An 18,877-nucleotide genomic window follows, 5' to 3' on the forward strand; every position below is an offset into this window, starting at 1 on the left:
ACCCCCCGCCTCAAGGGGTGGCGGGCGCCCGCCTCAGGGTGTGGCGGGCGCCCCGCAGGACGACCGCACCCGCAACCGCGGGAGCAGGCTCAGATGCCGCCGCGCCGACTCCTCGCCGGAGGCCTCGGTCAGCCGCTCCACCAGGAGTTCCGTGGCGTGCCTGCCCACCTGGCGCTTGGGCGGGGCGACCGCCGTGAGCGGGGTGTCGGCGAGGGCGGCGACCTCGTCGTCGTACGCGATCAGGGCCAGGTCGTGCGGCACCCGCACGCCGAGCTCGGCCAGGCGCTGCACGATCTGGATCGCGTCCACGTCGTTGTGCACCAGGGCCGCGCTCGCCAGGCCCGACCGCACCGCCTCGTGCAGGGCCCGCACCGCCCGCTCGAAGCCCTCCGGATCGGTCTCCGCCGGTACGGAGTCGATGACCGCCCGCGGCGGCCGAAGGCCCAGCGTGCCGAGCGCCTCGGCGTACCCCGCGCGCACCGCGAGGGCCGTCGGGCTGTCCCCGCGCGCCACGAGCAGCGGGGTCGCGTGGCCGAGGCCGAGCAGGTGGCGCAGGGCGAGCAGTACCCCGTGCGCATGGTCGGACGACACCCGGTCCAGGCCGTCGAGCGGGGTGCCGGGATCGGCCCGGCGCTCCAGGAGCACGGCCGGCACCGGCAGTTCGGCCAGCCAGTCCCCGTAGGCGAGCCGGTCGCCGGGCCCCCGCCAGCCGGGCGCGACCAGCACGCCCTCGGCGCCCGCCGAGAGCAGGCCCTCGGTGCGGGCCCGGTCCTCCTCGGGCCGGTAGTCCGAGATCCGCAGGATGAGCCGGGCCCCCGCGCGGGCCGCCGCCTCGTGCGCACCCCGGATGACCTCGGCGAAGTAGTACGTGGCGGAGGGCGCGAGCAGCCCGAGCACCAGACCGCCCGCGGCGCCCTGGGGACCGGCCGCGCCCTGCCCGCGCGGCCAGGAGACCTGGCCGTGCACCCGGTCGAGCAGGCCCTTGGCGGCCAGCGCCTCGACGTCCCGGCGGGCGGTGACGGGGGAGACCCCGAGCAGTCCGGCCAGGTCGGCGACGCGGGCCGTGCCGCGCTCGCGCACCAGGGCCAGCAGTCGGTCGTGTCGTTCGGCAGCACTCTCGCGCACGGCGCGGTTCCCCCTAGCGGTGGTGGTGGTCTCCCGACCTTAGAACAAGACCCCGGCCTGAATGATCGAACGGCAGAAGTTTCGATCATTCGCTCTGGCTTCGCTCTGATTCTCGTGATGTCCGATCGAAGCGGGTCCAGGATTCCCGCTCGGCGCGTACGGCCCCTCGGCTACTTCGGCCCGTACTTGCGCCCCGCCCGGGAGGACACGCCGCCGAGCAGGCCGCGCGGAGCCAGCTTCACCACGCCCATCAGGGCCTTGTAGCGCGGATCGGGGATGGACAGCGTCCGGCCCCGGGCGAGATCGGCGAGGGCCGCCGACACCAGCCTGTCCGCGTCGAGCCACATCCAGCCCGGGATGTTGTCCGTCCCCATCCCCGCCCGCTCGTGGAACTCCGTCCGCACGAACCCCGGGCACAGCGCCATCAGCCGCACCCCGCTCCCGGCCACGTCCCGCGCGGCGCCCTGCGTGAACTGCACCACCCACGCCTTCGACGCGCCGTACGTGCCGCGCGGAACGAACGCGGCCACCGAGGCGACGTTCACCACCCCGCCCCGGCCCCGTGACCGCATCGACTCCGAGGCCGCCGAGGTCAGCCGCAGCACCGCCTCGCAGTGCACCTTCAGCATCTTCAGCTCGTCGGCCATGGAGACCTCGAGGAAGCGGCCCTTGTTGCCGAACCCCGCGTTGTTCACCAGGAGATCGACCGGCTTCCTGGCGTCGGACAGGCGCGCCACGACGGCCTCGATCCCCTCCTCCTCGGCGAGGTCGGCGACGAGCACCTCCGCCTCGATGCCGTGCCGGTCGTGCAGCTCGGTGGCCTGTTCCCGGAGTCGCTTCACATCGCGGGCCACGAGCACCACATCCTGCCCGTCCGCGGCCAGCCGCCGTGCGAAGGCGGCGCCGATGCCGGCGGTCGCGCCCGTAATCAGTGCAGTCGTCATACGCGGCACGGTAACCCGCGCTCTGTGAACGCCGTGTGGGGGATTCCCGCGCTACGCGCCGTGCTTCTCCGCGTACGTCCGCGCGAGCGCGAGCAGCCCCGACTCCATCCACTCCGCCGCGACCAGCGTGCCGGGCAGCAGCGCGCGTTCGGCCGTCGCGGCCCGGTGCAGGTGGGCGACGGTGATGTCGTGGTCCGGGCGGTGCACGATCTCCAGCCGGTCGCCGGCCCGGATCTCGCCCGGCTCGATCACGCGCAGCAGCGCGCCGGGGCCGGCCGTCGACTGGTTGAAGCGGCGCACCCAGCCCTGCTCCTCCAGGAAGCCGGCGAAGGTACGGCACGGGATGCGACCGCCGGTCACCTCGAGGACCAGGTCCTCGCCGATCCGCCAGCGCTCCCCGATCAGCGCGTTGTTCACGTCGAGGCCGCGGGTGGTGAGGTTCTCGCCGAAGCAGCCGGCGTCGAGGGTGCGGCCGAGCTCCCGCTCCCACCGGTCCAGGTCCTCGCGGGCGAAGGCGTACACGGCCCGGTCGGCGCCGCCGTGGAAGCGCAGGTCGCAGACCGCGTCCCCGGCCACCCCACTGGCCCCCGCGGGCCCCGGCGCCTCGACCCGTACGGGGCCGGCCACGGGTCGCTTGTCGATCCCCGTCATCCCCGACGGGGCGTTGGTGTAGTCGACCGTCCTGGCCCGTCCCGCGTTCACACTCAGCAGCTCCATGGCGGCAAGCCTAACCAGGGCATCTCAAAGCCGACCAGCGACATTGGCCGCGGAATCCAAGATTCGCTTATGCTCGATGCATGATCGAGGCCCGCCACCTGCGCGTCCTGCGCGCCGTCGCCGCCACCGGCTCCTTCTCCGCCGCCGCGCGCGAACTCGGCTGTACCCAGCCCGCGGTGAGCCAGCAGATGAAGGCGCTGGAGACCTCCGCCGGCACCCCGCTGCTCATCCGCACCGGCCGCGAGATGCGCCTCACCCAGGCGGGCGAGGCCCTGGTCCGGCACGCCTCCGGGATCCTCGCCGGGCTCACCGCCGCCGAGGAGGAGGTCGCCGCCATCGCGGGCCTGCGCGCCGGCCGGGTCCGCCTGGTCTCCTTCCCCAGCGGCAGCTCCACCCTGGTCCCCACCGCCCTCGCCGCCCTGCGCGCGGCCCACCCCGGCACCCGGGTCTCCCTGGTGGAGGCCGAGCCGCCGCGCTCGGTGGAGATGCTGCGCGAGGGCGACTGCGACGTGGCCCTCGCCTTCCGCTACGGCGCCGGCCCGGACACCTGGGACGACCTCGTGGTCCGGCCGCTGCTCGCCGACCGGCTGATCGGCCTGGTGCCCGAGGGGCACCGGCTGGCCGGCGCCGGATCGGTCACCATCGGCGAGCTCGCCGAGGACCCCTGGATCGCGGGCTGCCCGCGCTGCCGCCGCCAGCTGGTCGACGTCTGCGAGCGGGCCGGCTTCACCCCGCGGATCGACTTCGCCACCGACGACTACCCGGCCGTCGTGGGCCTGGTGGGCGCCGGCCTGGGCGTGGCCGTGCTGCCGCAGCTCGCCATCGAGTCCGTACGGCCCAAGGGCGCCGTCACCGTCACGGTGGAACCGGCCGTGGAGCGCGAGATCGTGGCGCTCACCCTTCCGGACCTGGCCCAGGTCCCGGCCGTCGCGGCCACCCTCGGGGAACTCACCCGCGCCGCGGGCCTCGCCGCCGCGACCCGCGGGTAGCGCGTACGGCGTCACGCACGGCGACCCGCGCGCAGCGCCGTACGGGTGAGGCGCGCCCCCCGCCGTACGGGTGGTCCGCGGGCCGCCGTACGGGGGACGCGGGCAGCTCCGTCCGGGGGACGTGACCACGCCCGTAGGGGTGACGGTGACGGGGCCGTCGGGGTGGGCGGGTCCGGCCCTCCGGGTGAGGGCGGGGCGGCCGTACGAGCGAGCGCACCCGGCCCGGCCGGGCGAGCGCGTTCCCGCTCGCCCGTTCGCGCGCCCGCCGTCCGGGCGACCGGGAGTCGCGCGCGCCGCACGCCCCCGGGCCGCGTGCGGTGCGGCCACCCGGACCGGGTGGGTGACGGCCCGGCTCACGTCGTTCGGTTGTGTCGAGCCGTGACGCAGAAACGTTCCTTCAGGCGTGACTCACGCCTGCCGAACTCGTATGGGACGCCCGCGCCGGAGCGGACGTCGTGACCAGGCGATTGCGGGCTCGACCCATGAGCTCCTCGCGTTCGTCCTCGGTGAGGCCGCCCCAGACGCCGTAGGGCTCCCGTACGGCGAGCGCGTGTGCCGCGCACTCCGCGCGTACCGGGCACCGCATGCAGACCTCTTTCGCCGAGTTCTCGCGCGCACTCCGTGCCGCGCCGCGCTCTCCCTCGGGGTGGAAGAACAGGGAACTGTCGACTCCGCGGCAGGCCGCGAGGAGCTGCCAGTCCCACAGGTCGGCGTTGGGTCCGGGAAGGCGGGAGAAATCTGCCATTGCGCTAGTCCCCTTGAAACCGTGTCGAACGGATTGGTGGGCGGGTTGATGGCTGATCGACGGGGCCCTTGGTCCCCTGTGGGTGTCGGGTACCCGCTCTCGCGGGTTCGATCCGACCGTACAACTACTGTCTAAGTAGATGTAAATATGACTCATTGCGAATCTAGCCATAGACACCGCAAAAAGGGAAGAAAACCCGCTAAATGGGGCATAGCTTCGGGCGAAGGACGGATGACCTGCGACGCTCTCCTCCGCGTACGGGCCCTTACGTAGAGTGCCGAAGGCGGCCGTCCGACCCGTAACTCTTTCGAGTGACCATCGTTGAGAGTGCGGAGGCGGTTGAAGGAAGAAGCGATCGGGCAGGTGTCCGAGAGCGTCAACCGCACAGGTGACGATACGTACCAGCCCCTGGAGGCTTAAGGTGACGCGCATCAGCTGCGGAGGGCGGCCATGACATCCGTCCTCGTCTGCGACGACTCCCCGCTTGCCCGAGAGGCGCTCCGCCGCGCGGTCGCGACCGTGCCCGGCGTCGAGCGCGTGACCACCGCGGCCAACGGCGAGGAAGTCCTCCGCCGCTGGGGCGCGGACCGCTCGGACCTGATTCTGATGGACGTACGCATGCCCGGTCTGGGCGGCGTGGAGACCGTCCGCCGGCTGCTCTCCGCGGACCCCGGCGCCCGCATCATCATGCTCACCGTCGCCGAGGACCTGGACGGTGTCGCCCTCGCGGTCGCCGCCGGTGCCCGTGGCTATCTGCACAAGGACGCCTCGCGCGCCGAGCTGCGGGCCACCGTCACCCAGGCCCTCGCCGACCCGACCTGGCGGCTCGCCCCGCGCCGGCTTCGCTCGGCCGAGATGGGCGCCGCCCCCACCCTCACCGCCCGCGAGATCCAGGTGCTCGAGGGCATGAGTCACGGCCGGTCCAACGCGGAGATCGGGCGCGAGCTCTTCCTCTCCGAGGACACGGTCAAGACGCACGCCAGGCGCCTCTTCAAGAAGCTCGGCGCCTCCGACCGGGCGCACGCCGTCGCGCTCGGATTCCGCTGGGGGCTGGTCCGCTGACCTGCGGCCGCCGGCCGCATCCCCGTCCGCCATGGGGCGGACGGGGTGGGCTTGTGTCACTTCCCCGCGGAATGCCGCATCCTTGAAGGCGTGGAGTTCCTCGGGGACGAGACGAACGAGCGAGCGGAAGACCAGCGGAAGGGGAGGGCGCAGGAGATGAGTCCCGTCGCACCTGCTCATAACGCTTCGGTGCACAACTACGGACGCGGTGCCGCGAACGAGCAGCCGTCAAGGCACCATGGAGCGATGCGCGACGACGAGACCAAGGGGTCGCCCGTGCCCGCAGGGCCGGGGGAGATCGGTGCACTCGTTCACCGTGCCGTCGAGGGGGACGAGCAGGCCACGCACGACCTCCTCGCGCGCGTGCATCCGCTCGCCCTGCGCTATTGCCGAACGCGGCTGAGCCGGCTGCCCGGTGACGCCCGCCACTTCGTGGAGGACCTCGCCCAGGAGGTCTGCGTCGCCGTCCTCATGGCGCTGCCGCGCTACAAGGACACCGGCCGGCCCTTCGAGGCCTTCGTCTTCGCCATCGCGGGCCACAAGGTCGCCGACCTCCAGCGGGCCGCCATGCGGCACCCGGGATCGACGGCCGTGCCCTCCGACGAGATGCCCGAGCGGCCCGACGACTCCCTCGGTCCCGAGGAGCGCGCGCTGCTCAGCGACGACGCCGAATGGGCCAAGAAGCTGCTCGCCAACCTCCCGGAGAACCAGCGGGAGCTCCTCGTCCTGCGGGTGGCCGTCGGGCTGACCGCCGAGGAGACCGGACAGATGCTCGGCATGTCGCCGGGCGCGGTCCGGGTGGCCCAGCACCGTGCGCTGAGCCGGCTGCGGGCACTCGCCGAGCAGTAAGGGTTGTGAGGGGCCGGTGTCCCTCACGTACACGTACGAACGTCCAAAGCTTCCCGGTGATCTTGATCGTGGAATGAGACACGGTCGCGGGCCGTTAGCATGGACATCCGCACCGATCAAGGCCATTGGGGAAGGTGTCATGACCAACATCGACGGAGTGCCCGAGAAATTCGCGACACTCGGGTTGACCTACGACGATGTGCTGTTGCTGCCGGGCGCGTCCGAGGTGCTCCCCAACGCGGTCGACACCTCGTCCCGTATCTCTCGCAACGTACGGGTCAACATCCCGCTGCTCTCGGCGGCGATGGACAAGGTGACCGAGTCCCGCATGGCGATCGCGATGGCCCGGCTGGGCGGCGTCGGCGTGCTGCACCGCAACCTCTCCGTCGAGGACCAGGTCAACCAGGTCGACCTCGTCAAGCGCTCCGAGTCCGGCATGGTCACCGACCCGATCACCGTGCACCCGGAGGCGACGCTCGCCGAGGCGGACGCCCTGTGCGCCAAGTTCCGCATCAGCGGCGTCCCCGTCACGAACCCGGACGGCAAGCTGCTCGGCATCGTGACCAACCGCGACATGGCCTTCGAGAGCGACCGCAGCCGTCAGGTCCGCGAGGTCATGACGCCGATGCCGCTGGTCACCGGCAAGGTCGGCATCTCCGGCGTCGACGCCATGGAGCTGCTGCGCCGCCACAAGATCGAGAAGCTGCCGCTGGTCGACGACGAGGGCGTGCTCAAGGGCCTCATCACCGTCAAGGACTTCGTCAAGGCGGAGAAGTACCCCAACGCCGCCAAGGACGCCGAGGGCCGTCTGCTCGTCGGCGCCGCCGTCGGCGCGAGCCCCGAGGCGCTGGAGCGTGCCCAGGCGCTCGCCGGCGCCGGGGTGGACTTCCTGGTCGTCGACACCTCGCACGGCCACAACAGCAACGCCCTGAGCTGGATGGCGAAGATCAAGGCCAGCGTGGACGTCGACGTGATCGGCGGCAACGTCGCCACCCGCGACGGCGCCCAGGCGCTGATCGACGCCGGTGTCGACGGCATCAAGGTCGGCGTGGGCCCCGGCTCGATCTGCACCACCCGCGTGGTCGCCGGCATCGGCGTCCCGCAGGTCACCGCCATCTACGAGGCCTCCCTGGCGGCCCGTGCCGCCGGCGTCCCGCTGATCGGCGACGGCGGCCTGCAGTACTCCGGCGACATCGGCAAGGCGCTGGCCGCCGGCGCCGACACCGTGATGCTCGGCAGCCTCCTCGCGGGCTGCGAGGAGTCGCCCGGCGAGCTCCTCTTCATCAACGGCAAGCAGTTCAAGTCGTACCGCGGCATGGGCTCGCTGGGCGCCATGCAGTCCCGTGGCCAGGGCCGGTCGTACTCGAAGGACCGCTACTTCCAGGCCGAGGTCGCCTCCGACGACAAGCTCGTGCCCGAGGGCGTCGAGGGCCAGGTGCCCTACCGCGGCCCGCTGTCGAACGTGCTGCACCAGCTCGTCGGCGGCCTGCGCCAGACCATGGGCTACGTGGGTGCCGCCACCGTCGCGGAGATGGAGTCGAAGGGCCGCTTCGTGCGGATCACCTCGGCGGGCCTCAAGGAGAGCCACCCGCACGACATCCAGATGACGGTCGAGGCGCCGAACTACAGCAGGAAGTAACGCAGCGCGATCCGCGGGGGCGGTTCCGGCATGTGGCCGGAGCCGCCCCTTCGGCGTGTGTCGGGGATACTGGTAGGCGCAGACCAAGAGGGAAAGGCCACACAACGTGACTGAGATCGAGATCGGGCGCGGCAAGCGCGGCCGCAGGGCGTACGCCTTCGACGACATCGCCGTCGTACCGAGCCGGCGCACCCGGGACCCGAAGGAGGTCTCGATCGCCTGGCAGATCGACGCCTACCGCTTCGAGCTGCCCTTCCTGGCCGCCCCCATGGACTCGGTCGTCTCACCGCAGACCGCCATCCGCATCGGCGAGCTCGGCGGCCTCGGCGTGCTGAACCTCGAGGGCCTGTGGACCCGCTACGAGGACCCGCAGCCGCTGCTCGACGAGATCGCGGAGATGGACGAGGCCACCGCGACCCGCCGTCTGCAGGAGATCTACGCCGCCCCGATCAAGGAAGAGCTGATCGGGCAGCGCATCAAGGAGGTGCGCGACTCGGGTGTGGTCACCGCCGCCGCGCTCTCCCCGCAGCGCACCGCGCAGTTCTCCAAGGCCGTGGTCGACGCCGGCGTGGACATCTTCGTCATCCGCGGCACGACCGTCTCCGCCGAGCACGTCTCCGGCGCGGCCGAGCCGCTCAACCTCAAGCAGTTCATCTACGAGCTCGACGTCCCGGTCATCGTCGGCGGCTGCGCCACGTACACCGCGGCCCTGCACCTGATGCGCACCGGCGCGGCGGGCGTCCTGGTCGGCTTCGGTGGCGGCGCCGCGCACACCACGCGCAACGTGCTGGGCATCCAGGTCCCGATGGCCACCGCCGTCGCGGACGTGGCCGCGGCCCGCCGTGACTACATGGACGAGTCCGGCGGCCGCTACGTGCACGTCATCGCCGACGGCGGCGTGGGCTGGTCCGGCGACCTGCCGAAGGCCGTCGCCTGCGGCGCCGACGCGGTCATGATGGGCTCCCCGCTGGCCCGCGCCACGGACGCCCCCGGCAAGGGCCACCACTGGGGCATGGAGGCCGTCCACGAGGACGTGCCGCGCGGCAAGCTGGTCGACCTCGGCATCGTCGGCACGACCGAGGAGATCCTGACCGGCCCGTCGCACATCCCGGACGGCTCGATGAACTTCTTCGGCGCCCTGCGCCGCGCGATGGCCACCACGGGCTACAGCGAGCTCAAGGAGTTCCAGCGCGTCGAGGTCACGGTGGCGGACGCGCAGCACAAGCGCTGATCCCCTGCTCGGCACGTACGAAGGGCCCCGCACCGGTTGGTGTGGGGCCCTTCGTCGGCATGTGGTGCCGGACTCAGCCCGCGGCCTTCTTCGCGCCGGTGAAGGCGGCGAAGGCGGCGAGGGCGAAGAACAGGAACGTGAGGGGATCCAGTTCCTCCTTCCACGCCTGCGTCAGGACGTCGAAGTGGTCGAAGAGGATCTCGGTGGCCGAGACGTCCAGCGCCTTGCCGCCGATGATCGCGAGGGCGAACAGCTGGCCGAAGTAGACGGCGCCGAGCGACAGCACCGCGCTGACCACCGGCAGGGCAGGGTTGCTGCCGCCGGCCTTGCCGGCCGCGAAGCCGACGAGGAAGCCGACGCCGACGGCCGCCCAGCCGATCTCGCGCTCGATGCCGCCGGCGATGCCGCCGTAGACGCCGCCCGCGACGAGCGCGGCGATCAGGGCGGCCACCAGGCCGAGCCCCACCTTGGAGCGGGCCGGCGGGGCGGGCGGGGCCGACGGGTAGGGCTCGGCGCCCTGGGCGAACGGGTTGCCGGGCGGCGGAACGGGCTGGCTCACGAAGAAATCCCCCTGGGAAGCTGACACGCGGGTGCGCACTGGCGCACGGGTGCGCGACGAAAGCCCGGAGACTAGCAGCCGGTGGCGACGGCCGCCCCACGGATTTCGCCACCGCGTGAGCGGCCCAGGTCAGAGCCGGTGCGCCGCGCCCGCCGGAGTGGCCCCGCGGGTGTCGAGGAGCAACTGGGCCTTCACGGCGAGACCTTGGAGGTCGTACGTGCGGTGGTGCTGGAGCAGGATCGTCAGGTCGGCGTGGGCGGCGGCCTCGTAGAGGGAGTCGGCGCGGGGGACGGGCAGGTCGCGGACGCGCCAGTCGAGGATCAGCGGGTCGTGGTAGCTGACCGTCGCGCCCAGGTCGATCAGGCGGCGGGCGATCTCGTCGGCGGGGGAGCCCTGCCGGTCGGCGAGATCGGGTTTGTAGGTGATCCCGAGCAGAAGGACCCGGGCGCCGCGGGCGGACTTGCCGTGCTCGTTGAGGAGCGTGGTGCAGCGCTGGACGACGTACTGCGGCATGCGTTCGTTGACCTGGCCGGCGAGTTCGACCAGGCGCAGCGGGCGGTGGCCGCCGATGGTGTCCACGGGCGCGCCGTGGCCGCCGACGCCGGGTCCGGGACGGAAGGCCTGGAAGCCGAACGGCTTGGTCTCCGCGCAGCGGATGACGTCCCACAGGTCGACGCCGAGTTCGTGGCAGAGCACGGCCATCTCGTTGACGAGGGCGATGTTGACGTGCCGGAAGTTGGTCTCCAGGAGCTTGACGGTCTCGGCCTCGCGCGGTCCGCGCGCGCGGACCACCTTGTCGGTGAGGCGGCCGTAGAAGGCGGCGGCGGACTCGGTGCAGGCGGGGGTCAGTCCGCCGATCACCTTGGGCGTGCCGGCGAAGCCGTGGGTGCGGCTGCCGGGGTCGAGGCGGCCGGGGGAGTACGCGAGGTGGAAGTCGCGTCCGGCGCGCAGTCCCGAGCCGGTTTCGAGGAGCTCGCGCAGCGGCCCCTCGGTGGTGCCGGGGGGTACCGGGGACTCGAGGAGGACGGTGGTGTGGGGGCGCAGCCGGGCGGCGAGGGCGCGGGCGGCGTCGGTGACGGCGGTCAGGTCGAGGGAGCCGTCGGGTCCCGGCGGGGTGGGGGCGCAGATGACGGCGGTGCGGACGCGGCCGAGTTCGGCGGGGCTGGTGGCGGGCCGGAAGCCCGCGGAGAGCATCCGGCGGATCTCGGCGGCGGTGAGGGAGCCGTCGACGGGGGGCCGTCCGGCGGCGAGTTCGGCGACGGGGCGGGGGTCGGTGTCGTAGCCGATGGTGTCGATGCCGGCGGCGGTGGCTGCCTGGGCGAGGGGGAGTCCGTGGTGGCCGAGGCCGATGACGGCGAGGTCAGCGGGCATGGGGTGGGCCGTCCTTCCCAGTAGCCGGCCGGGGCGATAGCCGGAGGGGGCGCGATGTGCAAGCCCTGTGGACCGAAGGGGGCGAATGCAATGTCAGACTAGGCGTAAATATGACCGATATGCGGCATTGCGGGGTCGAAGGTCATCGAGTGTTATCCACAGGCGGTGGCTGAAGTCGGAGGGCCGGGACAGAATCGAGACTGTGAGCCGGGCCACACGGACGCAGCGACTTCGCGGACCGGCTCTGCCGACAGACGGGGGACGACGGGAGGCAGCAACCGTGAGGACAGCGACACTGGGACCCGCCGAGCGCACCGAGGCGCTCGCGGCGATGGCCGAGCGAGAACTGGACGTACTGGTCGTGGGCGCCGGAGTGGTCGGCGCGGGCACCGCGCTCGACGCGGCCACCCGAGGGCTCTCCACCGGGCTCGTCGAGGCCCGCGACTGGGCGTCCGGCACCTCGAGCCGGTCGAGCAAGCTGATCCACGGCGGCCTGCGCTATCTGGAGATGCTGGACTTCGCGCTCGTCCGCGAGGCCCTGAAGGAGCGCGGCCTGCTCCTCGAACGGCTCGCCCCCCACCTGGTGAAACCCGTCCCGTTCCTCTACCCGCTGCAGCACAAGGGCTGGGAGCGGATGTACGCGGGATCCGGCGTCGCCCTGTACGACGCGATGTCCGTCTCCTCCGGCCACGGCCGCGGCCTCCCGGTCCACCGCCACCTCAGCCGCCAGGGCGCCCTGCGCGTGGCCCCCTGCCTCAGGAAGGACGCCCTGGTCGGCGCCCTGCAGTACTACGACGCCCAGATGGACGACGCCCGCTTCGTCACCACCCTCGTACGCACCGCCGCGAGCTACGGGGCGAAGGTCGCCAGCAGGGCCAGAGTCGTCGGCTTCCTCCGCGAGGGCGAACGGGTGGTCGGCGCGAGGGTCCAGGACGTCGAGTCCGGCGGCGAGTACGAGATCAGGGCCCACCAGATCGTGAACGCCACCGGGGTGTGGACCGACGACACCCAGGCACTCATCGGGGAGCGCGGCCAGTTCCACGTCCGCGCCTCCAAGGGCATCCACCTCGTCGTGCCCAAGGACCGGATCCACTCCACCACCGGACTCATCCTCCGCACCGAGAAGTCCGTGCTGTTCGTGATCCCCTGGGGCCGCCACTGGATCATCGGCACCACCGACACCGACTGGGACCTGGACAAGGCCCACCCCGCCGCCTCCAGCGCCGACATCGACTACCTCCTGGAGCACGTGAACAGCGTGCTCGCGACCCCGCTCACCCGAGACGACGTCGAAGGCGTCTACGCGGGCCTGCGGCCCCTGCTCGCTGGCGAGTCGGACGCCACCAGCAAGCTCTCGCGCGAGCACATCGTCGCCCACCCGGTGCCCGGCCTCGTCGTCGTCGCCGGCGGCAAGTACACGACCTACCGCGTCATGGCCCAGGACGCCGTCGACGCGGCCGTCCACGGCCTCGACAAGCGGGTCGCCGCCTGCGTCACCGAGGACACCCCGCTGCTCGGCGCCGAAGGCTACAAGGCGCTGTGGAACGCCCGCGCCCGCATCGCCGCGCGCACGGGGCTCCACGTGGCCCGCGTCGAGCATCTGCTCAACCGCTACGGCTCCCTGACGGAGGAGATCCTCGACCTCGTCGTCGCCGACCCCGCACTCGGCGCGCCCCTGCCCGCCGCCGAGGACTACCTGAAGGCCGAGATCGTCTACGCCGCCTCGCACGAGGGCGCGCGCCACTTGGACGACGTCCTGACCCGGCGCACCAGGATCTCCATCGAGACCTTCGACCGGGGCACCCTCAGCGCCCGCGAGTGCGCCGAACTCATGGCGCCGGTCCTGGGATGGGACGCGCACCAGATCGACAAGGAGGTCGAGCACTACGACAAGCGGGTGGAAGCGGAACGCGAATCGCAGCGCCAGCCCGACGACCTGACGGCGGACGCGGCACGGCTGGGGGCGCCCGACATCGTGCCGATCTGACCCGTTGAGGTGAGGTAAACCTTCTCGGAGTGCGGACCCGGGGGGAGCAGTGGTCCCGGAGTGAGGGACAATGAGCTCTCTTCCAGGGCGGGTTGCCGCAGCACGCGGGAGTGGCGGACGCGGGCGCAGATCAGGGAACGACGAGGGGACGCATGTCGGAGGCGGAGCAGTCGCGGGACACGGGGCAGGACCCCCGGCGGGACGCCGCCGCGGGCGCCGCCACCGACGGCGACCGGGGTGTGGTGCCGGCCGCCCGCAAGGCGGATCGGGACACGGCCGCGGCGGAGCCGAAGGACGCGAAGACGGCCGATGGGCCGGGCTCGCAGGCGTCCGGGGCCGAACCGGCGGACGGTGCGGGCCAGGCGGCAGCGGCCGCGGCCGAAGCGCCGTCGGACGCGGTCGCGGACAAGCCCACGAACACGGCTACGGGCAAGCCCACGGACAAGCCCACGGACACGGCCACGGGCAAGCCCACGGCCAAGGGCGATCCGGCGACGGTGGGGCTGAAGAAGCCCGTGGCCGCGAGCGGGTCGACCGACGGGGCCGCGCCCGCCACCGGGTTCGGGGCGGACGTCACGGACGTCGACCCGAAGGCCACCGCCCGAACCGGCGGGCGGGCCGGGCGCACTGACGCCAAGTCCGCCGAGGGCCGCCTGCTCGCCGGACGCTACCGGCTCGGCGTCATGCTGGGCCGCGGCGGCATGGGCACGGTGTGGCGCGCCGTCGACGAGACGCTCGGGCGGACCGTCGCCGTCAAGGAACTGCGCTTCCCCACCAGCATCGACGACGACGAGAAGCGCCGCCTCATCACCCGGACCCTGCGCGAGGCCAAGGCCATCGCCAGGATCCGCAACAACGGCGCCGTGACCGTCTACGACGTGGTCGACGAGGACGACCGCCCGTGGATCGTCATGGAGCTCATCGAGGGCAAGTCCCTCGCCGACGCCGTGCGCGAGGACGGCACGCTCACCCCGCGCCGCGCCGCCGAGGTCGGCCTCGCCATCCTCGACGTGCTGCGCTCCGCGCACCGCGAGGGCATCCTGCACCGCGACGTGAAGCCGTCCAACGTGCTGATCGCCGAGGACGGCCGGGTCGTCCTCACCGACTTCGGCATCGCCCAGGTCGAGGGCGACCCGTCGATCACCTCCACCGGCATGCTCGTCGGCGCCCCCTCGTACATCTCGCCCGAGCGGGCCCGCGGCCACAAGCCAGGACCGGCCGCCGACCTCTGGTCGCTCGGCGGACTCCTCTACGCGGCCGTCGAGGGCAGCCCGCCCTACGACAAGGGCTCCGCCATCGCCACGCTCACCGCGGTGATGACCGAGCCGGTCGACCCGCCGAAGAACGCGGGCCCCGAGCTCGAGCAGGTCATCTACGGCCTGCTCGCCAAGGACCCCGCGCAGCGGCTCGACGACGCCGGTGCGCGCCTGCTGCTGCGGGCCGTGCTCGACGCACCCGAGGCGCCGCCGCAGCCCTCTCCCGAGGCCACCCGGGTCGTCCCGCTGCCGCCGCTCCCCGAGGGCCCGCCGGTGGCGCCGGCCGCGGCCACGCGACAGAAGCCGGCCCGGGAGAACACGGCCGAGGCGGCCGCCGACCGGATGCGCGGTGCGCTGAAGTCCGTGCGGAACGCGGCGGCGGCCAAGGCGGAGTCCGAGCGGAAGCCGGGCGCGGGCGCGCCGGGCCGGCCGCCGCAGGCCAGGGCCTCGCTCACCGACGTCGTGCCGCGCCGCACCCTGGTGATCATCGCCGCGGTCGTGCTCGTCGCCCTGCTCGGCACGATCCTGTACGTCGCCCTGGGCGGCGGCCAGGACGGCGCCGACAAGAGCAAGGGCGCGAACTCCGGCGGCACCACGGCCTCGGCCGGCGCGTCGTCCGGTGGCACCGACGGCCAGGGCACCGACAAGTCGCCCAGCAACCCCGGCCAGCAGGGCAGCGAGAAGCCCGCCGCCAACAGCGGCGGGCAGAGCGGCGCGACGCCCTCGGGGACGTCGGGCGGAAACCAGACCGGCGGCGGCAGCGGCGGTGGCAACGGCAGCGGCGCCAAGCTGCCCGATGGCTACGTGCTGGTGACCAACGGCCGCTTCCACTTCCAGATGGCGATGCCCGCCACCTTCCGGCTCGCCGACATCGCGGGCGAGAACTCCGGCGGCATCTTCCACGCCGGCGGCAGCGGATTCCCGCGGGTCCAGGTCGACTTCAACGACAGCCCCAAGGACGACGCGGCCAGCGCGTGGGCGGCCGCCGTCGCCGCGGTCTCCGCCAGCAGCAACGGCTACCAGCACATCGGCATCCGCCCGGTCGAGTACAAGGGCTACCCGACCGTCGCGGACTGGGAGTTCGAGCGCAACCAGAAGGGCATGCGCATCCGGATACTCAACCGGGGCTTCAAGGTCGACGCCGGCCACGGCTACTCGATCATGATCAGCTGCCGGGCCGACGCGTGGGACGCGGCGGAGTGCAAGACGCTGAGGGAGACCGCGTTCGCCACGTTCAGCCCCAAGGGCTGACCGGCGCACGTATCGTGAGAGACCCCCGCCCGCAAGGCCGCAGGGGCGGGGCACGGGGGATGGCAGGCGCGTGGGGAGGCGTCGTGGACGACTACGCGGGAAGGGTGCTCGCGGACCGCTACCGCCTGCCCGTGCCCCCGGCCGACGCGTACGACGTCGTCGAGACGCGCGCCTTCGACACGTACAGCGGGCAGGAAGTGCGGATCCGTCAGGTCCCGCTGCCCGAGGTCGTCGACGCCGAGCTCGTCGGCGACGAGCCGTACAGGGCACCGGGCGGCGCCACCCGCCGGCCCGCCGACCCCGGAGTGCGCCGCGCCCTCGAGGCGGCCCAGGCCGCCGCCCAGATCCCCGACCACCCGCGTCTCGACCAGGTCTTCGACGTGTTCGCGGAGGCGGGCTCGCTGTGGATAGTGAGCGAGTTCGTGGCGGCCACGCCACTCTCCGAGCTCCTCGCCGAGGCCCCGCTGAGCCCGTACCGGGCGGCAGAGATCGGCAACGACCTCCTCACCGCCCTGCGCGCCCTGCACGCCCACGGCTGGACCCACCGCAACCTCACCCCTCGCACGGTCCTCGTCTGCGACGACGGCCGCGTGGTCCTGACCGGCCTCGCGGCAGGCGCCGCGGAGGAAGCCCTCTGCGGCTACGCCCCCGTCCCCCTCCCGGACGACGAAGCCCCCCTGTACGGGTCACACTCCCAGGAGCCCGACCCTTACGAGGCCGACCCTTACGAGGCCGACGCCTACGAGGCCGACGCCTACGAGGCCGACGCCTACGAGGCCGACAGCTACGAGTCCGCCGAGCACGACCCCGAGCTCTACGAGCCGGGCGCCTACGAGCCCGAGCCCGGGGACCCCGGCGAGGACGGGGCCGAGCTCTACGAGCCGGAGGCATACGAGCCCGGCGAGGACGGGGCCGAGGTCTACCCGGCCGGCGCCGACGTGCTCGGCGGGCGTGCGCCCGCGCTCCCTGTGACCGACGCCGACGAGGCGGGCGACGGTTCGGCGTCCCACGACACCGACACCGCCGTTGAGGACGAGCCCGACGGCTTCTACGGGCCCGACGCCGATACCCCGTACGGCTCCGGCCGAACGGGTGGTGGCGCCGGGCTGCCCGAGCTGCCCGGTGGGTCCGGTGCTCCCGCCACCCCGCCCGCCGCGGACGTGCGGGCGGCGCGGGCCGGGGCCATCGCCGCCTACCGGGCGGGTGCCCGGGCGGCGGCGCGGCTCGGGGAGACGGGGGCGCTTCCCGTGCAGCGCCCGGCCCCGCCCACCCCGCCGCCACCGCCCGCGCACCCCGAGCCGCAGTGGTGGTCCCAGGCGGAGGACGACGAGGACGACGTCGACGACGAGGACGAGACCGGCGGCACGTACGGGACGCCGCCCCCGCGCGCGTACCTCGCCGGGACCTGGAGCGACGGCCCCCACGCCGCACGCGACGGCTCGCGGTCCGTCCCGGCGGGCGGCGGGGGCCAGGGCCCCGTGCTGCCCGTGCCCGCGCTCCCCGCCGGGTACACGCCGGCGACCCCCGCACCGCTTCCCGTACCGGCCGGGGCAGCCGCTCCGCCGGACGCCGGCGACGTCTACCGCGGCCCCGCCACCCGCCTCGCCGCCGAGCGGGCCCGGCAGGCCAGGATCGCCGTCGTCGGTGCCGTCACCGAACGCTGGGCGCCCGAGCAGGCGGGCCCGGTCCACGAGCACTGGCGCCTGGCACCGCCCATCGGCCCCGCAACCGACCTGTGGGCACTCGGTGCGCTGCTCTACCGGGCCGTTCAGGGCCACGCCCCGTACCCCGAGGACAACGCCGCCGAACTCGTCCAGCTGGTCTGCGCCGAGCCGCCCGCCTTCGCGGAGGAGTGCGGCCCGCTGCGCCCGGTCGTGGAGTCCCTGCTGCGGCAGGACCCCACCGAGCGCCCCGACGTCGAGGAGCTGAGCGGCTGGCTGCGCTCGCTGGTCCGTTCGGCGCCCGAACCGGAGGCCGGGATCGGCGTCGTACCGCTGCCGTCCCCCGACGCCACCCGGCTGCCCGTCGTACGGCGGCGCGGCGAGCTCGTGCGCCGCTGGCGCGGGGGAGCGGCCGGCGGCCGGCACCGGCACGCGAAGGGTGGCCGCGTCCCGCGCCAGGCCCGCCGCCAGGACCCGCCCGAGTACCGGCCCGAGGCCCAGGCCGAGTTCACCACCGATCCACGGACCGGCCACCAGTCCGGCCACCAGGCCGACTACCAGGCCGGCGGCCGAGCCGACTACAGGGCCGACTACCAGGCCGGCCGCCGAGCCGGCCACCAGGACGACCGCCGGGCCGGCCACCGAGCCGACTACCAGGCCGAGTTCCGCGAGGAGATCCCCCAGCGCGCCTCGCGCGCGCCCGCCGCCAGGCGTACCCCCGGCTCGCCGCGCTCCCTCGGCCGCATGCTGCTGATCCTGACCCTCCTGCTGCTCGCCGGGGCCGTCGCGTACGCCCTGCTGTTCATGCCCGAGCAGGGCGGGGCCGACGGCCCGTCCGCGAACCCGACCCCGACGCAGGCCCAGCCCCCGGCGAAAACCACCGCCCCCTCCGTCCAGCCGCCGCCGACGAAGTCCTCGCGCCCGCCCACCACCGGGCAGCCGCCCGCCACCACCCCCTCGACCCCCGCGCTCGCCGCCGGCTACGAGCTGCGCAAGGACCCCGAGGGCTTCCAGGTCGGCGTGCCGCGCGGCTGGCGGCGCAGCCCGATCAACGACGCCGGGCAAGTGCGCTTCACGAGCGGAGACTTCACCCTGGTCGTGGTCCCCGGCCGGGACACCGTGCAGGCGAACGGCGCCGACCCCATGGCCTACCAGCGCACCAAGGAGCGCGAGCTCCAGCCCTGGCGGGACTCCTCCTGGTCCAGCGCCTCCGGCCTGCGCCGGATCGACGTCGGCCGACAGGCCATGGCGGTCGGGCAGTTCACCTGGCAGGACAGCACCGGCCGCGAGGTGTTCGTGCGCAATCTGGCGCTGATCGAGGGCGGTCACTACCACGTCGTCCAGGTCATCGGCCCGGAGAACGAAAGGGACAAGGTCTCCGAGATCTACGACCAGGCGGTGAAGGTCTACCGGTCCACCCGCTGAGACGGCCCACCGGCCGCCGGTCACAGTGTTGTTCCCAAAGCCGCCCCGAGGTTCCACGGGGCGCAC

Annotated in this window: 14 protein-coding genes; 8 read left to right on the top strand and 6 right to left on the bottom strand. The window is 73.4% G+C overall.

Annotated elements, in window-relative coordinates:
* Positions 1–33: 33 nt before the first annotated feature.
* From ACIGEZ_RS14725 to ACIGEZ_RS14735, 3 genes are all read right to left on the bottom strand, one after another.
* Positions 34–1,125: a substrate-binding domain-containing protein gene (locus ACIGEZ_RS14725; RefSeq protein WP_399830491.1), complete on the bottom strand. Its 1,092-nt coding sequence runs from the start codon at positions 1,123–1,125 to the stop codon at positions 34–36.
* 170 nt (positions 1,126–1,295) lie between these two features.
* Complete coding sequence (locus ACIGEZ_RS14730; protein WP_399830494.1) at positions 1,296–2,069, bottom strand: SDR family NAD(P)-dependent oxidoreductase; 774 nt, start codon at positions 2,067–2,069, stop codon at positions 1,296–1,298.
* A 51-nt stretch (positions 2,070–2,120) separates the two neighbouring features.
* Positions 2,121–2,786, bottom strand: coding sequence for an MOSC domain-containing protein (locus ACIGEZ_RS14735; protein ID WP_399830497.1), 666 nt, complete (start codon positions 2,784–2,786; stop codon positions 2,121–2,123).
* A gap of 80 nt (positions 2,787–2,866) precedes the next feature.
* On the opposite strand from ACIGEZ_RS14735, the gene ACIGEZ_RS14740 reads away from it, so the two are divergent.
* Positions 2,867–3,775, top strand: coding sequence for a LysR family transcriptional regulator (locus ACIGEZ_RS14740; RefSeq protein WP_399830500.1), 909 nt, complete (start codon positions 2,867–2,869; stop codon positions 3,773–3,775).
* 397 nt (positions 3,776–4,172) lie between these two features.
* On the opposite strand, the gene ACIGEZ_RS14745 is transcribed toward ACIGEZ_RS14740, so the two are convergent.
* A complete protein-coding gene (locus ACIGEZ_RS14745) occupies positions 4,173–4,520 on the bottom strand; it encodes a WhiB family transcriptional regulator (RefSeq protein WP_399830503.1) in 348 nt (115 codons plus the stop codon).
* 450 nt (positions 4,521–4,970) lie between these two features.
* Here ACIGEZ_RS14745 and ACIGEZ_RS14750 point away from each other — a divergent pair, with 450 nt between their 5' ends.
* The 4 genes from ACIGEZ_RS14750 to ACIGEZ_RS14765 all read left to right on the top strand — a co-directional run bounded on the left by ACIGEZ_RS14750 (position 4,971) and on the right by ACIGEZ_RS14765 (position 9,301).
* Complete coding sequence (locus ACIGEZ_RS14750; RefSeq protein ID WP_003948568.1) at positions 4,971–5,582, top strand: response regulator transcription factor; 612 nt, start codon at positions 4,971–4,973, stop codon at positions 5,580–5,582.
* Between the two features lie 246 nt (positions 5,583–5,828).
* Positions 5,829–6,431, top strand: a complete 603-nt coding sequence (locus ACIGEZ_RS14755) for a sigma-70 family RNA polymerase sigma factor (RefSeq protein WP_399830506.1) — start codon at positions 5,829–5,831, stop codon at positions 6,429–6,431.
* Positions 6,432–6,570: 139 nt separating this feature from the next.
* Entirely contained in the window at positions 6,571–8,070 is a 1,500-nt protein-coding gene (gene guaB / locus ACIGEZ_RS14760) for an IMP dehydrogenase (RefSeq protein WP_399830509.1), read from the top strand.
* A 106-nt stretch (positions 8,071–8,176) separates the two neighbouring features.
* Positions 8,177–9,301, top strand: coding sequence for a GuaB3 family IMP dehydrogenase-related protein (locus tag ACIGEZ_RS14765; RefSeq protein WP_399830512.1), 1,125 nt, complete (start codon positions 8,177–8,179; stop codon positions 9,299–9,301).
* A gap of 73 nt (positions 9,302–9,374) precedes the next feature.
* Here ACIGEZ_RS14765 and ACIGEZ_RS14770 read toward each other — a convergent pair whose 3' ends face one another.
* Together ACIGEZ_RS14770 and ACIGEZ_RS14775 are read right to left on the bottom strand one after the other, a co-directional pair.
* Complete coding sequence (locus ACIGEZ_RS14770; RefSeq protein WP_399830515.1) at positions 9,375–9,860, bottom strand: hypothetical protein; 486 nt, start codon at positions 9,858–9,860, stop codon at positions 9,375–9,377.
* Between the two features lie 129 nt (positions 9,861–9,989).
* Positions 9,990–11,231 carry a nucleotide sugar dehydrogenase gene (locus ACIGEZ_RS14775; protein WP_399830518.1) on the bottom strand — a complete coding sequence of 414 codons (1,242 nt, stop codon included), beginning with the start codon at positions 11,229–11,231 and terminating at the stop codon, positions 9,990–9,992.
* Between the two features lie 280 nt (positions 11,232–11,511).
* Between ACIGEZ_RS14775 and ACIGEZ_RS14780 the strand changes: the two genes are divergently transcribed.
* The 3 genes from ACIGEZ_RS14780 (at position 11,512) to ACIGEZ_RS14790 (ending at position 18,811) form a co-directional block, all read left to right on the top strand.
* Positions 11,512–13,218, top strand: coding sequence for a glycerol-3-phosphate dehydrogenase/oxidase (locus ACIGEZ_RS14780; RefSeq protein ID WP_399830521.1), 1,707 nt, complete (start codon positions 11,512–11,514; stop codon positions 13,216–13,218).
* A 152-nt stretch (positions 13,219–13,370) separates the two neighbouring features.
* Positions 13,371–15,725 carry a protein kinase gene (locus ACIGEZ_RS14785; RefSeq protein ID WP_399830524.1) on the top strand — a complete coding sequence of 785 codons (2,355 nt, stop codon included), beginning with the start codon at positions 13,371–13,373 and terminating at the stop codon, positions 15,723–15,725.
* A gap of 83 nt (positions 15,726–15,808) precedes the next feature.
* Positions 15,809–18,811: a protein kinase gene (locus tag ACIGEZ_RS14790; RefSeq protein WP_399830527.1), complete on the top strand. Its 3,003-nt coding sequence runs from the start codon at positions 15,809–15,811 to the stop codon at positions 18,809–18,811.
* Positions 18,812–18,877 lie beyond the last annotated feature (66 nt).

Origin of the sequence: Streptomyces sp. NPDC085481, from assembly GCF_044541845.1 — a bacterium.
In the GTDB taxonomy this organism is placed as follows: domain Bacteria; phylum Actinomycetota; class Actinomycetes; order Streptomycetales; family Streptomycetaceae; genus Streptomyces.